This window comes from Lysinibacillus sp. RC46 (assembly GCF_041262385.1).
Classification (GTDB): Bacteria; Bacillota; Bacilli; order Bacillales_A; family Planococcaceae; genus Lysinibacillus.
This window is the reverse complement of record NZ_JBGCCF010000040.1, coordinates 1-15572: the sequence shown is the minus strand read 5'-3', so window position 1 is coordinate 15572 and position 15572 is coordinate 1. Positions and strand designations below refer to the sequence as shown.

12 protein-coding genes and 1 other RNA gene are annotated in these 15572 nt (G+C 35.8%); 10 read left to right on the top strand and 3 right to left on the bottom strand.

The genetic code is table 11. The annotated features are described in order from the left end of the window. Window positions 1-424: 424 nt before the first annotated feature. The 5 genes from ABH966_RS24010 to ABH966_RS23990 all read left to right on the top strand — a co-directional run bounded on the left by ABH966_RS24010 (window position 425) and on the right by ABH966_RS23990 (window position 8183). Complete coding sequence (locus tag ABH966_RS24010) at window positions 425-3454, top strand: hybrid sensor histidine kinase/response regulator (protein ID WP_370082883.1); 3030 nt, start codon at window positions 425-427, stop codon at window positions 3452-3454. A 359-nt stretch (window positions 3455-3813) separates the two neighbouring features. Next, the gene (locus ABH966_RS24005; RefSeq protein WP_370082881.1) at window positions 3814-4503 is read left to right on the top strand and encodes a response regulator transcription factor; all 690 of its coding nucleotides are present in this window, start codon (window positions 3814-3816) and stop codon (window positions 4501-4503) included. Continuing rightward, on the top strand, window positions 4500-5486 hold the full coding sequence (locus ABH966_RS24000; protein ID WP_370082879.1) for a sensor histidine kinase: 987 nt from the start codon (window positions 4500-4502) through the stop codon (window positions 5484-5486). Before ABH966_RS24005 ends, ABH966_RS24000 begins: the two co-directional genes overlap by 4 nt. A gap of 110 nt (window positions 5487-5596) precedes the next feature. Further along, window positions 5597-6358 (top strand): ABC transporter ATP-binding protein, encoded by a 762-nt coding sequence (locus tag ABH966_RS23995; protein ID WP_370082877.1) that lies wholly within the window; start codon window positions 5597-5599, stop codon window positions 6356-6358. Then, entirely contained in the window at window positions 6348-8183 is a 1836-nt protein-coding gene (locus ABH966_RS23990; RefSeq protein WP_370082875.1) for an FtsX-like permease family protein, read from the top strand. Before ABH966_RS23995 ends, ABH966_RS23990 begins: the two co-directional genes overlap by 11 nt. Before the next feature lie 714 nt (window positions 8184-8897). Here the strand turns inward: ABH966_RS23990 and ABH966_RS23985 are convergent. Beyond that, window positions 8898-9338, bottom strand: coding sequence for a hypothetical protein (locus ABH966_RS23985; RefSeq protein ID WP_370082873.1), 441 nt, complete (start codon window positions 9336-9338; stop codon window positions 8898-8900). A 170-nt stretch (window positions 9339-9508) separates the two neighbouring features. On the opposite strand from ABH966_RS23985, the gene ABH966_RS23980 reads away from it, so the two are divergent. Together ABH966_RS23980 and ABH966_RS23975 are read left to right on the top strand one after the other, a co-directional pair. Beyond that, entirely contained in the window at window positions 9509-10147 is a 639-nt protein-coding gene (locus ABH966_RS23980) for a YfbR-like 5'-deoxynucleotidase (protein WP_370082871.1), read from the top strand. 364 nt (window positions 10148-10511) lie between these two features. Further along, on the top strand, window positions 10512-11024 hold the full coding sequence (locus ABH966_RS23975; protein ID WP_370082869.1) for a zf-HC2 domain-containing protein: 513 nt from the start codon (window positions 10512-10514) through the stop codon (window positions 11022-11024). Window positions 11025-11168: 144 nt separating this feature from the next. Here the strand turns inward: ABH966_RS23975 and ABH966_RS23970 are convergent, their stop codons facing one another. Continuing rightward, the gene (locus tag ABH966_RS23970) at window positions 11169-11507 is read right to left on the bottom strand and encodes a zinc ribbon domain-containing protein YjdM (protein ID WP_370082867.1); all 339 of its coding nucleotides are present in this window, start codon (window positions 11505-11507) and stop codon (window positions 11169-11171) included. A gap of 440 nt (window positions 11508-11947) precedes the next feature. Here ABH966_RS23970 and ssrS point away from each other — a divergent pair. From ssrS to ABH966_RS23955, 3 genes are all read left to right on the top strand, one after another. After that, window positions 11948-12140, top strand: a non-coding RNA gene (gene ssrS, locus ABH966_RS23965) — 6S RNA. A gap of 611 nt (window positions 12141-12751) precedes the next feature. After that, the gene (locus ABH966_RS23960; RefSeq protein ID WP_370082865.1) at window positions 12752-12973 is read left to right on the top strand and encodes a TM2 domain-containing protein; all 222 of its coding nucleotides are present in this window, start codon (window positions 12752-12754) and stop codon (window positions 12971-12973) included. A gap of 685 nt (window positions 12974-13658) precedes the next feature. Then, complete coding sequence (locus ABH966_RS23955; RefSeq protein ID WP_370082863.1) at window positions 13659-13901, top strand: DUF3923 family protein; 243 nt, start codon at window positions 13659-13661, stop codon at window positions 13899-13901. Window positions 13902-14049: 148 nt separating this feature from the next. On the opposite strand, the gene ABH966_RS23950 is transcribed toward ABH966_RS23955, so the two are convergent. Then, window positions 14050-15228 (bottom strand): NupC/NupG family nucleoside CNT transporter, encoded by a 1179-nt coding sequence (locus ABH966_RS23950; RefSeq protein WP_370082861.1) that lies wholly within the window; start codon window positions 15226-15228, stop codon window positions 14050-14052. Window positions 15229-15572: the final 344 nt, after the last annotated feature.

Genomic DNA, 15572 nt, shown 5'->3' with positions numbered 1-15572 from the left:
GTAGCGAAAATCAGCTCCCCTATCCTTTCTGATTAGTCTGAAAGTAACACTTTTAAAAATTTCTTATTTCCATTTTCTAAATTTCATGGCATGGTAAATATAGTGCTTTTAACTTCTTTCAGCAGATATCTTTTGACCGAAAGCGCAGCGACAGGTACAAATGTTTTCTGTAGCGAAAGCGCAGCGTCAGCTACAGAAATTAAAGCCTCCGGCGGATGTCACAGAATCGGAAATGAGTTAATAAAGGATGTTAGCCTAAAATCATCGCATCCATGCGATAAAGGCTAACTGACCTGCATCAGTGCTGTGTTGCTGTCGCTTCGCTTTCGCACAAAAAACATCTGCAGGCCAAAGCACAAAGCCGATTCCGGACGCAATTATGCCGAGGCATAATTGATTACAAGAAGAAATTTTGGAGGTTCTTATGTCACTATTGAAAAAAGCGACTATACGACATTCACTTTTCATTATTTTAATTTTCATATTGCTTACTACCCTTCGTTTACTTTGGCTAGCATACTTTCTCCCTTCAAGTAATCAACCGATTGCCCAGGAAGGTATATTTGATATACGGGATCAGCAGTTATCCGACGAAGAAGTTCTTAACTTAGATGGTGAATGGCTCTATTATCCCGGATCATTAATAGATCCCTTAAACATTAATACCCAATCATTTGAACAAACTACCCGAACGGTTCCCATGCGAGATTCAAAGACAACGATACAACGATATGGTACATACCGTTTAAAAATCTTACTCAATCACGATGCTCCTGAAGATCATCGTTATGCCGTTCGGATTCCTGCAGTGTCGACTGCTTCAGCATTATATATTAATGGGAAGTTGGTTGAACAATCAGGGAAAGTAGCTACTGATTCACATAGTCATAAAGGTCAAGCCGCTCCTTATACTCTTTACTTTACAAATAAGCAGCCTGAAATTGACTTAATTTTACATGTATCTAATTTTGATACATCAGTAAGTTCCAACATTGATAAAAGAGTTTTATTTGGCTCTGCTTCTGCTATGGCTCATCACCAAATGATTAACGATCTATCTCTTGCAACAATTTCGATAACGCTCATATTGTTCGCACTTTTTAGCACCCTTGTGTTCTTTTTTATTAATCCAAAGCCAATTGTTTTACTGTTCACAGTAGGTTTTCTTTTGCCTTTAGCAGATGAATTAATTTCATATGACCAATCTATTATCACTTGGTTACATCTCGATTATGTATGGTCATTTAAGCTATCTACTATCATTTATCTCGGGTCTTCTTTTTTCTTTATCCAATTTATGCGTGTTTTACTAGTCACATATCATAATGCTAAATGCTTTCAGTGGCTCTGTGCTTTCTATTTCCTTTCAGCATTTTTCACTGTCGTCTTACCGATTGATTGGTTATTCGCAATAAATCCTTTTTACTTTATACTTTATGTCGTTTCATTTTTATTTGTAGTAGTACTCGCTTTAAGAGAGTATCTTGAAGATCAAAAACAGAGCACTGCTTTTATTGCATTGACGGCCCTTGGTGCAATGAATGGCATCGTATGGGCGTATATCAAATCCATCTATGTTTTTGATATACCCATGTATCCGTTCGATTATTTATTTGTCATGCTCGGTTTTTCGGGTTATTGGTTTAAACGCTTTTTTGAAAATAAAGAGCAAATTAATCAATTGATTGCTAAATTACAAAAGGATGATGCATTAAAGGATGAATTTTTATCCAGTAGCTCACAAAAGCTGTGGGATCCCATGAATAAAATGATTACATTAGGACAGTCCATTTATGATAATCCAAACAATAAGCTTATGACTGATGATAAACAAAACCTGAAGCATTTAATTGATATCGGGAGAAGCATGTCCTTTACGTTAAATGACATACTAGATTTTACTCGTTTAAAGGAAGGTAATTTACATCTCCATAAAAAGAACGTTAGCATCCAAAGTATAGTTTATGGTGTTTTTGACATGTTACGCTTTGTAATAGGCGGAAAACAGATTCAAATGAATTCAACGATTCCTAGGGCATTCCCTAATGTAATGGTTGATGAAAATCGATTGATTCAAATTCTTTTTAATCTCCTACACAACGCCATTAAATATACGAGTGCAGGATCTATAAAAATCAGTGCCCATATAGAAAATAATATGGCTGTCATCCACATTCGTGACACCGGGTTAGGAATGGATGATGATATCCAAAGTCGTCTATTTTCCCCTTACGAACAAGGCAATGACAACAATGATGGAATTGGTCTCGGTTTATTAATTTCAAAGAAGCTCATCGAATTACATGGTGGAACTTTGCAAATACATTCTATTCCTAACAAAGGATCAGATGTCTATTTCACTTTGCCATTAGCAGAAGGAGACTTTAATGAGGAGCAATCCTATATAGAGGAAGAAGACATACATATTCCTATTGAAGAACATATTTCCCCGCCGACAATGGAAAAGCAATTTAAAATTTTAATGGTCGACGATGATCCGGTAAACTTAACAATTATGCGAAGTTTATTTGCAACACCAGAATATGCTGTTACTACAGTTACTTGCAGTGAAAAGGCATTAGAAGTGCTACAGCAAGACGATTGGGATTTAGTCATTATCGATGCGATGCTACCATATATATCTGGCTATGCGTTAATTGAAAGTATTCGAGAACACTACTCATTACTTGAATTGCCTGTCTTATTACTAACAGCTCGTAGTTATTCCGAGGATGTCTATACTGGTTTCGCCCATGGTGCAAATGACTATGTTACGAAGCCTATTAATTCATTAGAGTTAAAGGTAAGGAGCAGAGCCTTAATCGATTTAAAATATAGTATCAATCAACGACTGCATTTGGAAACAGCTTGGCTTCAGGCCCAAATACAGCCTCATTTTTTATTTAATACATTAAATTCAATTGCATCACTAAGTACAATCGATACAGATCGAATGGTTGACTTAATGCATCATTTTGGTGAGTATCTACATGCAAGCTTTGATGTGAGGAATTTACAGCGGGTAGTGCCACTTAAGGATGAGTTAGAACTAGTACGCTCATATCTCTATATTAATCAGCAGCGTTTTGGGAACTTACTAAACATTGAATGGGATTTAGATGACAATATTAATATTGAAATTCCCCCTATCTCCTTACAAACTTTAATCGAAAATGCAATTTGTCATGGAGTATTGAAACAGGAAGAAGGCGGTACGGTTTGTATCCGTATAAAGGATTTTCAGGATCATGTAGCAGTAAGTGTTGTAGATGATGGCGTTGGGATTGATCCAAATATATTAGATGAACTACAATCCAGTAGTAATTCGCCAAACACTGGCGTAGGTCTACGTAATACAGATTTACGTCTTAAAAGGATTTACGGACAGAGGTTACAAATTAAAAGCACATTAAATGAAGGAACAACTGTCACCTTCCATATTCCTAAAAAATAAATGAAAGAGGTCATCACCTTCCCAATAGGGTTTGTGGTGGCTCTTTTTTATAGTTTCAAGTTACAATTATTGTATTCAATGAATAATATTAATGGATTTCTAAAAATCAGGGTACATTAAAAATATATAAATAAAGAAGGATGCTCACCATAACGTAGGATTGATTTCCGTTCCGACTGGGCGCTTTCCTTGGGGCGTCCGATGAGCCGCTTCACTCGCTGCGCTCGCTCCAGGGCCTCATCTGTGACGCTAATCCCCAAGGAATCGCCCAGTCTCCACTCCAATCAACCAATATACCTTCGTATATTTTAACTAAATACCCACTTTTTAGTGATAGTCTATAAAGAAAGGTCGATACTATGTACAAAATATACATAATAGAGGATGATCCCAATATTTCAAAGATTATTGTGGAGCATTTATCAAAATATCAATTTGAATGCTATACCGTTCAACAATTTAATCATGTAGTAGAAGAATTTCAAGCTATTCAACCTCATCTCGTTATTATGGACATTAACCTACCAACCTATGATGGATACTTTTGGTCGCGCAAAATCCGTCAGCTATCCAAATGCCCGATTATCATTGTATCTGCTCGTGTGAATGATATCGATCAAGTGCATGGGATTGAAAATGGTGCAGATGATTTTATTACTAAGCCCTTCTCACTAGATGTGTTTATGGCAAAAGTGAATGGGCTTATTCGCCGTACATACGGAGAATATGCTTCCTCCGAATCTAATTCAATATCAATTACTAATACAACGTTAAATTCCAATACAGTTCGCCTTTACACCGAGAAACACGAGAGCCTGTTAACGTTAAAAGAAATGCAACTTAGCAAATTACTATTTGAAGCTTATCCTAATGTTGTTCCTCGTCAAAAATTGTTAAGTGCCATTTGGGATGATGAATCCTTCGTTGAAGAAAACACTTTATCTGTTAATATTGGCCGATTACGCAAAAAATTCGAGGCTATTCAATCTAGACTAGAAATTAAAACAATTCGCGGACTTGGTTATCAATTAGTGGAGGCAGAAGAATGAAGCTGTTCTTTCGAGATCATGTAAGTGTCATCATTCTTTATTGTGTAAGTTTTCTATTATTACCTTGGATCATTCATTCATTAGATGATTTATCTTCACACTATCTTTATTTTATCTTTCTCGTTAGCTTCCTATTTACCATTTGGCTGATCGGACGTTATTATCGCAGAAAAAAGCTCTATGTTCATTTACAGAACAGCACATTAACAAACGATGACCTCCATCTGTATGAACCACAGGCTATGATTGAGCAAGCCTATAGCCAAAAACTACGGCAAATGCAATATCTATACTTAACACAGCAACAACATTTAGAAGAGCAAGGAAAAGAAAAGCAGCTTGTGCTTTCTCATTTTGCCCATCAAATGAAAACGCCATTGTCGGTTATTCAACTGATGATCCAATCGAATGCAAATAGCCAATCCGAGCATTTGCAAACAATTAATCAAGAATGCGATAAACTGACGTTTACCCTTAATCAGTTACTAACTTATGAACGTACGTCCAATCTTGTGGCGGATTTAAAAATAGAAGCACTCTCATTAAAAGATCTTATTAAGGAAGTTGTGAACGATTTAAAGGATTATTTCATTGCCAAAGAAGTTTTTCCAAAAGTGACGCTTGTTGAAAATACTATTATTTATTCAGATCGAAAATGGTTAAAAATTGTGCTTTATCAAATCATCAATAACGCCATTAAATACGGTGAGTCCGAAAGTTCTATTCAAATTATTTATGACGAAGCTACTTTACGCATTCAAAACTATGGAGATACGATTCCTGAGAATGAAATTTCACGTGTCTTTGATTTGTTTTATACAGGTGTGAAAGGTAGAACGAGCGGTGAGGCAACAGGTATAGGCTTGTATTTAGTGAAAAAGATTTTAACTGAATTAGAGCACCCTTTTACTTTACAGTCCCATGAGTGCGTCGCTACCTTTTCTATAGATTTTTCAAATAGCGTAAAAAAATCATCATTGTAAGCTCGTAATATGACAACTTTGTCATATTGACGTCATTTAACCAAATAGGTAAAATGCTGCTCCTTCTTTATACTTAAGCTATTCAATCGAAGTAAGGGAGTTGTTGAAAGATGGGAGACTCAATCCTACAAGTGACCAATCTGCAAAAAGAATATATCGGGGAAATCACATATAAAGCATTGAATGGCATAGATTTTCAACTTGGTGAGAATGAATTCGTAGCCGTTATGGGGCCTTCTGGAAGTGGGAAAACTACATTTTTAAATAGCGTGTCAACTATCGATCGCCCTACTGTTGGTGAAATTCTTATAAATGGCAGAAATCCATATTCATTAGATGATGAAGAGCTTGCAAAGTTCCGTCGCTCAGAATTAGGCTTTGTTTTTCAAGATTTTAATCTTGTACACACATTAACGGTGAAAGAAAATATTTTATTACCGTTAACCTTAGATAGTTTACCTGCCGATAAAATGCAGCAACGACTTAAACATGTATCTCAATTTCTAGGAATTGAAGAACTTCTTTCAAAACGAATTTATGAAATTTCCGGTGGGCAAAAACAACGTGTAGCTATTGCTCGTGCGGTTATTCATGAACCGAGTTTACTGTTGGCAGATGAACCTACAGGAAATCTCGATTCAAAAGCAGTAAATGATGTCATGAATTTATTTAGTTCTATTCATACAGAACTGAAAACTTCCATTTTAATGGTGACACATGATCCTTATGTAGCAAGCTTCGCAAATCGTATTATATTCATTAAGGATGGTAAATTATATAACGAAATTCATCGTGGTCATAATCGTAAACAATTTTACCAGGAAATCATGGACACACTTGCTTTTTTAGGTGGTGGACAGCATGAGCTTTAATCATATCGTTATCCAAAATATTTTACGTGATAAATGGACCTATGTTTCGTATTTCCTTAGCAGTATGTTTTCTATTATTATTTTCTTTCTGTTTACGGTCATTGTATTTCATCCAAGTCTTGCAAGTTTAGATCCAGACTCAACACTTGGCCTTGCATTAATGTTAGCGAGTTTGCTCATCTATTTGTTTTCATTTATTTATATCGCCTATTCCATCATGGCCTTTTTAAAGAAGAAAACAAAAACACTAGGTATTTTTATGATTACTGGTGCATCCATGAAACAAATTCGTACGCTCGTTTTTCGTGAAAATATTCTTATCGGTGTATTGGCGATTATTACAGCAATCATTCTTGGGCTTGTCATTTCGCCACTCTTCTTAATGGGTGCCAAAGTTGTTTTAAATGCAGAAACTTTCGGTATGTATTTCCCTATGAAAGCAATCATGCTAACGATTGCTTTATTCCTTGTATTATTCGTTGTTATTTCAAAAGTAATGACAAGATTTATTAATAAAGAAGCTTCCATTCAACTATTAAAAAGTGATGTTGTCATCGAAAAGTCAATAAAACCACATTATCTTTTATTATTCATTAGTATTATGATTTCCATTGGTTTAGGTTATTTTTTAAAAAGAGATCATGACATTGTCGGTAGTCTTTTCTATGTAGCTTTTTTCGTGAGTTTTCTTTGTACAATTTATTTAATCATCTCACAAGGAATGCGCTTCCTCCTAAAGGCTTTTGAGAGATCGTCAGCCTATATGAAACAAACGAATATGCTACTGGCTTCCAATCTGAATGCAAAAATGAAATCACACGCAAATATACTATTTTTAATCACTCTCTTGTTAAGCGGTGTGTTTTTAAGTACAAGCATTTTATTTAGCTCTTACTACAATGTTAAAAAGGATAGTGAAGAGAATTATCCATACAGTGTTCAGTATATTGCCACGCCTAAGGCTGATCCAAGTATGGTAGAAGCTGATATCGAAAGTATTGAAAAACAATTATCCACAGTGGATTCACATAAATTTTTTATTGAATTTAAATCGAATGAAGAACGTAGAATTGGTTATATGTCAGTTTCTGATTATAATTTGTTACACACTGAAAAAGAAAGCTTAGGTACAAATGAATTTATAGCAGTTGCTGGTAATCGTAAAACTTTGCCAATTACTAATGTAAGTGATGACACATATCTACAGCACTTTAAGCTTATATCTGTAAATGAAAAAAATCTATTAACAACAGGTTTCCAGAAAACGTATTTTATTGTGCCTGATAAAGTTTATAACAGCATCAAATATCCTGTCTACAAAGCCTATTTATTTGAGCTAGACAATTGGACGGCACATACAGAGTTGGCGAAAAAAATTATTAAGGATTTCCCACATATATATGATGAACGTTATGTAACTTCAAAAATCGAATTGTATGACGCAGAGATGTTCACAAAAAGTGTTATGTTCTTTATCGGCTCTATGTTGAGCTTGATTTTCTTAAGTGCAGCTATGAGTATCCTCTACTTCTATTTACAAACGACACTTCTTCAGGAAAAAGAAAAGTATGCAGGCATACGAAAACTTGGGCTATCTAAAAAAGAGTTATTCACTGTAGTTTCTAAAGAGCTGGCAATCCTTATATTTGTACCATTCGCGATAGCCATTACGATGTTATTCGCTACATTATTTGCCATGCGAACAATGGTTTCAGCAGCATTTTTACAAGTCTCTACGATGAGCTCTTTATGCTTCTTTGCCCTGTTCTTCGTTAGTTATATTTTTATTCGCAAAAGCTATTTCAAACGCTTGCTTAGTCTATAATGAAAAAAATCGCACCCTTTGTGGAGTGCGATTTTTCATAGTGTTGAAAAACAAAATTATAGGTGGTCTTTGAGAATGTTGTGGCACATTGAATGAGGGTGATTTCCGTTCCAGGCTACTCGCTTTGCCGCTGACGCTTCGCTTTCGCGCAGAGCTTCCTGTGGGCGAGCGTCGAGCCGCTTCCTCCGCTGCGCTCCGTGCAGGGTCTCGCCTGTCTCGCTTTCCCACGGGAGTCGAGTAGCCTTCCACTCCAATCAGCAATAGTGTAGAACTTTTATAAATTTTATTCATTTCAAAAGTGAACACTATTGCTACCCACCTTAATCTACAAAAAAGACTTATTACAGTGACGCAATTGTACGCCTGTTATTCTAATGCTTCGTTTTCTAAGACATCTGTTGCTGCCGCTACGTTAGCACTACGCTATTGCATAAAATTGCTTTAGTATCGTTTTATAACTATAAATTAGAGTGTCATGCCAGAAGATATTTGCTATGTGAAGTGGTTGATGGGAGTGGAGACTGGGCGACTCCTTGGGGATAAGCGATAGAGGAACGAAGGCTAAAACCATCACATCCTGTGATAACACCTTCGTGACCAACATCGTGTTGGCCCGAGACCCTGCAGCGAAGCGAAGCGGCTCATCGGACGCCCCCAGGAAAGCGCCCAGTCAGAACGGAAATCAACCACACGTTTTGGTGATGAGCTAGCTTCTTACCAAAGCACAGGCTTTGCTACCATTAGCCATAACATAATTAGCAATAACAAAATGTACATCCATGCTTTGCGATGTAACAATGAAGCAAATTTTTGCTGGTCATAGGCAGGTGTATTATATGTCTGTAAAGTCGGTTTGAACGCTCTTGCTAAAAAAACAATGGAGGCTAACATCACAAGAAATGTAAGAACAATCCACGAGGTACTCCAATGATAACCCGCATGCCACATTAATAAAATACCGGATGCAACAAGGACATGCCCCGAATGCTTGACGATCGTAATTGCTCCTTTAAAAGCTTCAATATATGGTGACATTTCAACATGGGATGCTGTACGCATTTTTTTAACAATTGTTAAAACCACGAACAAAGGCCCAATCGAAAGAATGGCACTTAAAATATGTATGTAAAGAAGAAGTGTATAAATTGAAATCACGGTGCATACTCCCTTTTAATCAGTCCCCCTCATTATAGCACCAACATAAGCGTGCTTTATCGTCAATTGTGAATCCTTTGTAAACGCAAAATGAATCATTGTTAAGTTGTTTGAAATTTGCACAAAGAGGGTATGGATTATAGTAACATGCACATATAGACCAAAAAGGAGTGATTTTTATAGGAATTCATCAATTTTTTACAAGTCTTAATGATCTAGAGCGTATTATTCGTTGCCCTGGACGCTTCAAATTTGAAGAGCACAATGTGGCTGCTCACTCTTGGAAGGTATCGCAGTATGCGATGTTCTTTGCCACACTTGAAGAAATGAACGGAGCTACGGTCAATTGGAAATCATTGTATGAAAAAACCATTAACCACGACTTTGCTGAAGTATTTATCGGTGATATTAAAACTCCAGTAAAGCATGCGAGCCCAGAGCTTAAACAAATGCTTGCACATGTGGAAGAAAAAATGATGGAGAAATTTATTATTGATGAGATCCCACAAGAGTTTCAGGCTGTCTTCTTTGAGCGCATGAAAGAAGGTAAGGATAAAACTATAGAAGGTCTTCTACTCGAGTTTGCTGATAAGCTTGACCAATTCTACGAAGCCTTTGCTGAGTTAAAACGTGGAAACACAGATAAAGAATTTGTGCATATGTATCAATCAGCCCTTTCCAAGATTTTAACTATTCCTCTTGAAGCGTCGGTTCACTATTTCCGTACTGAGATTCTGAAGGATGCTGTGAAGGAAAAAACACATATTGATATTCAAGCTTTGACCAATGAAGTATTAACATCAAATTAATAAGGTGCATGTAAGTTTTCCGAAAGAATTAACTCACGGAAGGCTTTTTTTATTTTCATCAATTATGCCTTGGCATAATTGCGTCTGGAATCTGCTTCGTGCCTAGGCCTGCGTGAGGCAGGTCAGTTAGCCGTTATCGCATGGATGCGATGATTTTAGGCTAACATCCTATGTGAACGCCTTTTCGATTCCGTGACATCCGCCGGAGGCATTAACTTCTTTCAGCGGATGTTTTTTGTACCGAAAGCGTAGCGACAGGTACAGATGTTTGGACACCCGCTGAAAATTAACTTAAACCCGCATTCATCTGCTGAAAGAAGTTAAAAAGTCGTATAATAGAAGGAGATCGATTGGAGGGAAGCTTTTGTCACAGGAATGTTCAATTGTAGAGGATTTATGGCCTTTGTATAAAAAACAAGCGCTCCAAGCAACTACTGTAGAATTCGTCGAACAACATTTAGCTACTTGTGAGCATTGTCAGCAGCTCGCTACTTCAAAGCAAATACTTGGCTATCATTTATTAATGAAAAGAACGCTCACGTTTTTCCACCTTGTTTTTATCGTACTATCCTTTATGTTTGCCATTAACTCTTCCTTACTTGGCAATCAAACAAGCTTTGCTATATCTTACGCGATTTTCGGCTGTCTTACTTATTTCTTTTACAGAAATATTTGGATTGTTTTTGCTATCAGCTTTATACCTGTTTTCGTATGGGCTATTGTTAACAATATCAATAATTCTCTCTACGTCACCCACTACTCCTTAACAGAAATTGGGACACTGTTGATTGGAGCTAGCTTCATAGCCATTTTACATACTATTTTTGCACTATTCGGTTCTGCCTTTGCTATTCTATTTCGTAGGTTTACAAAATAATGTTACACCAGCAGAAAGAAGTTGTCTCAATATATTGAGGCAACTTCCTTTTATCCAGAAATAAAAAAAGAGTCAGTTTTGAATAGCCACCCAACATCATTTCCGAGATTGGGACGCCTCATTACACGACTCTTTTTTCAGTAATTATGCTTTTTTAACGAACTCTGACTTTAATTTCATTGCACCAAAGCCATCGATTTTACAATCAATATTGTGATCGCCTTCAACGAGACGAATGCTTTTCACCTTTGTCCCAATTTTTAGCGTTGAAGAACTACCCTTAACCTTTAAATCCTTAATAACTGTAACGGAATCACCGTCTGCAAGTAGATTGCCATGAGCATCCTTTACGATTAACGTATCTGTCTCCTGCTCCGTTACATCAGTGCCCCACTCATGCGCACATTCTGGACATACAAAGTTTGTTCCATCCTCATATGTGTATTCAGAATTACATTTTGGACAATTTGGATAAGCTGCCATTTCCGCTTCCTCCTTTTACTTTTTTGCTCCTAGATCAATTTCGCCTTGGCGTAATTGCGTCTGGATTTTGAATTGTGCCCGCAAAATTCATTCCTTTGAAAATCCATGACATCCGCCGGAGGCTTTATCTTCATTCAGTAGGGATTTGGATACCCACTGAAAGGTAATCAAAACTGCATTCATCTCACCACCTGTTGAGATGTGTAGCCTTCTACTGAATGAAGGTAAACCCTATATATTCTCTTATCTTTACATACTTCGCCCTATTAAGTAAAGGATGTTCGCATTTTTTGTTCGTATTTGTGAAAAATATTTGAATCTGTTTTATGCTTTTGGAGATATTTCATTCTGGATATTCATGATTTGGGACACTCGCCCATTGACTTTTTTGTACAAACCATCTTACTTGCAAGTTTGTTTAACATGCCTTATTATATCCTTAAAGGCTGCATTGTTCGTATAATATTAAGTTTTAACCTTTAAGCTGTAAAAGGGAGTTTTATTATTGGAGTTGGAATGACGGGCCTCACACTAAGGTGCATGAGGATAAGCAGGAAAGCTTCTGCGAACACCCACTTTGAGGAGTGGTGGTTTAAAACTTTCTATAATAACTACGGCATACGCGGCTTTTTAATTTAATCATATGGCCTCAGGGCTTTGAAGCATTTCTCTCATAGTGAAAACTATGGGGGGATTTTTTGTTGTGGGAAAAAACAAGGGAATTGTTGGGGGAAATAAACATTCTACAGTTTTGCTCTATGGTTTATATCTAATCACGATAGCTATATTTACAAAAGAAAAAGCAAATCTATTATGAAACATATTTACTTTTTTCATTTTATTAAAATCCATCATTAAGATGCTCACCTAATACTATATGCCTCTTTTACCTCCATTAGCCTAGTAAAAGGACTTGTTTCTTGATTCATAGTTCCCATCCCATCCTCCTTTTTCTCTTTCATTTGACTCTACCACCCTTTATTTAATTCTCCGTTCTTTATATTAATGATTGCAATTTTAAGAGGCTTGGGTACCTGGGTATTAATCATTTTTTTATGATTTTCATCGGCAAAATCACCCCCTAATAAGGTTATAAAATCCACCTTAATAAACAGTAACGAATAATCCTTTGGTTAACTATGGTTGGCACTTATTTCAAGTAGAGAAAAACATAAAAGAATGATAGACTTTTGAATGGAAATATAGTTAATTATTACTACATAAAAGAAAGGTGATTGATAAAAATGCAACAACAAACTTCTGAAAAAAACTATATAGTAATGATTTTACTATGTTTCTTTTTAGGTGGCCTAGGAATACATCGCTTCTACGTAGGTAAAATTGGTACTGGTATTTTAATGATTATAACTTTGGGCGGACTAGGTATCTGGGCATTGATCGATTTAATTATGATTATTGTCGGCAAATTCAAAGATAAAGAAGGAAAAGAAATAAAACCTTCTTAACAATAATGAAAAGGCGTTAGTTAACTACGGTTAACTGGCGCTTTTTTGAATGGAGAAATGTTGTTTATGTCAGGGAGGATTGATATGCGCCTTATGTGTTTCCTGTCTCCCCTGCTTGCCTCACTTTGAATGAAGCTTGCGGGTACGCTACCGTTACACATACGTATCTATTTCACCTTGCAACTCCAGTTCTAAATAGCGTTTCCTTAATTCAATTTGTTCAGTGAACCACTATTACCCTTATATTAACTCCTGTTTTCTTTCTTCCTGTAGCAACTAAGACTTCCACGTTTTCATTAATGTCTATATTACGTTATTACTTCCCAAAAGTTTAAAAAAGATAACAAATATTGGTTGTGTACTTTTTTGTTCATTTAATCAGTCTTAAGGCTGAGAAGTGGCACCGCCTAAAGTTTGTTTCCAGTAAAAAGGAAAAGTGTTACAATTAAAAAACATTAATTGGAGCATTAAGATTCATCACCAGAAGTTGGGATGACATTTATGAAAGAGCGTATTGCTTTTAGAATGCTCATTGTTCTACGTTCCAAGGGTGACTCCTTCGTGTCCAACATCCTGTTTCCCCCAAAGTGGCACAATGGTCATCTCGTCCAAAAGGAGATCAACCCTAAGTTATGGTGGTGAACCATATACAATTACGAATAGAAGAAGGTGTTTATTTTTGAGTATGAAAATATGGTGGGCTTTAAACATTGTATGGCTATTCATTTTTGCTGCTGGGGCCATATTTATTGGAGTAAGAGAAGTTGATTATGCAGGGGTAGTGCAAACTCCTGAAGTTAGAATGGTCTCATTTATTATTTTGGGTATTGTATTTTTATTTGTTGTACTATTTCAACTAATGCTACTCATATTTATTCATTTTGTTAAAAAAGGTACAACCAATACTTCAACAAAAAAACTATCTTAATCAAGGTGGTCTTTGTCGTTTTTTAAGTCACTTAAATAAAGTGGCTTTTTTATATGTACTAATGTAAAAGTGTCTGTGTACGAATTTTAATCATAAAAAAACTGCACTCCAATAGATAGAGTGCAGTCAACTGCTTCTTTTTTATAAATTAAATAACCAAACCAACAATTGTAGCCGTTAAGATACTAACAAGTGTAGCTCCATACAACAACTTTAAGCCAAAACGAGCAACTACATTCCCTTGCTTTTCATTCAAACCTTTTACTGCTCCGGCAATAATACCGATAGATGAAAAGTTTGCAAAGGATACAAGAAAGACTGAAATAATAGCCAGTGTATGCGCACTCATAGACTTAGCTACTTCTCCAAGGCTTATCATTGCAACAAATTCATTCGTTACTAATTTTGTTGCCATAATTCCACCAGCAGTTATAGCATCTGCCCAAGGTACCCCCATTAAGAAAGCAATTGGTGCAAAGATATAACCTAAAATATCTTGGAAGGATATACCGAAAATCATATCAAATAGTGAATTGATTAAATCCATTAATGCTACGAAACCGATCAGCATAGCGCCAACAATGATGGCTACTTTAAACCCATCCATGATATATTCTCCAAGCATTTGGAAGAACGATTGCTTTTGTTCATCTATCTTTAAAATATCTTCGCTTGCTTCTACTGTATACGGATTAATGATTGAAACAATAATAAAACCGCCAAACAAGTTCAAGACAATCGCCGTTACAACATATTTTGGTTCAATCATCGTCATATATGCTCCAACAACTGACATAGAAACAGTCGACATTGCTGATGCGCATAATGTATACATTCGCTGTGGACTAATCTTATCTAATTGTTTTTTAACAGTAATGAATACTTCAGATTGGCCTACCATTGCAGAAGCAACAGCATTATAGGATTCCAATTTCCCCATACCACTTACTTTACTTAAAAGTAAACCTATCCCTTTCATGATGAGAGGAAGAATTTTAAAATGCTGTAGGATCCCTATCAATACAGATATAAAAACAATAGGTAATAACACATTTAGGAAGAAGGAATACTCCCCTTCATTTGCTAAACCACCAAAAACAAAAGTTATGCCCGTACTTGCGTAAGACAATAAATGATCAAATACTTTCGTAAATCCTTTGATTAGAACATAACCAACCTTTGTATTTAGCAGTATAGCTGCAAATACAAATTGGATGATTAGCATAATAATTATGTTTTTATATTTTATTTCTTTTTTGTTTTTACTCATTAACAGAGCTAAACCAAAAACAAGTAACAATCCACAAAAGGATATTAAGTATCTCATGAGTTCCTCCATAAATATATTGATAATTTTTGCGCGTTCGATATCCGAAACTACAAATCCTTTCACTCATTATGTTCCATTATTGAAACTTGAATAACAGCTATAGATCTTAAAACTGAAAATATGTAGTTAGTCAGACGTCAGACAAATCACTTCACTATACATTGTTTTCACTAGCAATTCAATAGTTAAAAGAAAAAAACTATGCGAAAAGTGTATACGCTTACAAAATTATCGTTTGATAAAAAAAAGAGGCTGGGACATAACTAGCTTCAATTAGTGAGAAATCCGAATTTGAATGAATTCAAATTCGGATTTCTCTATTTTTTATGTTGTCTCCATAT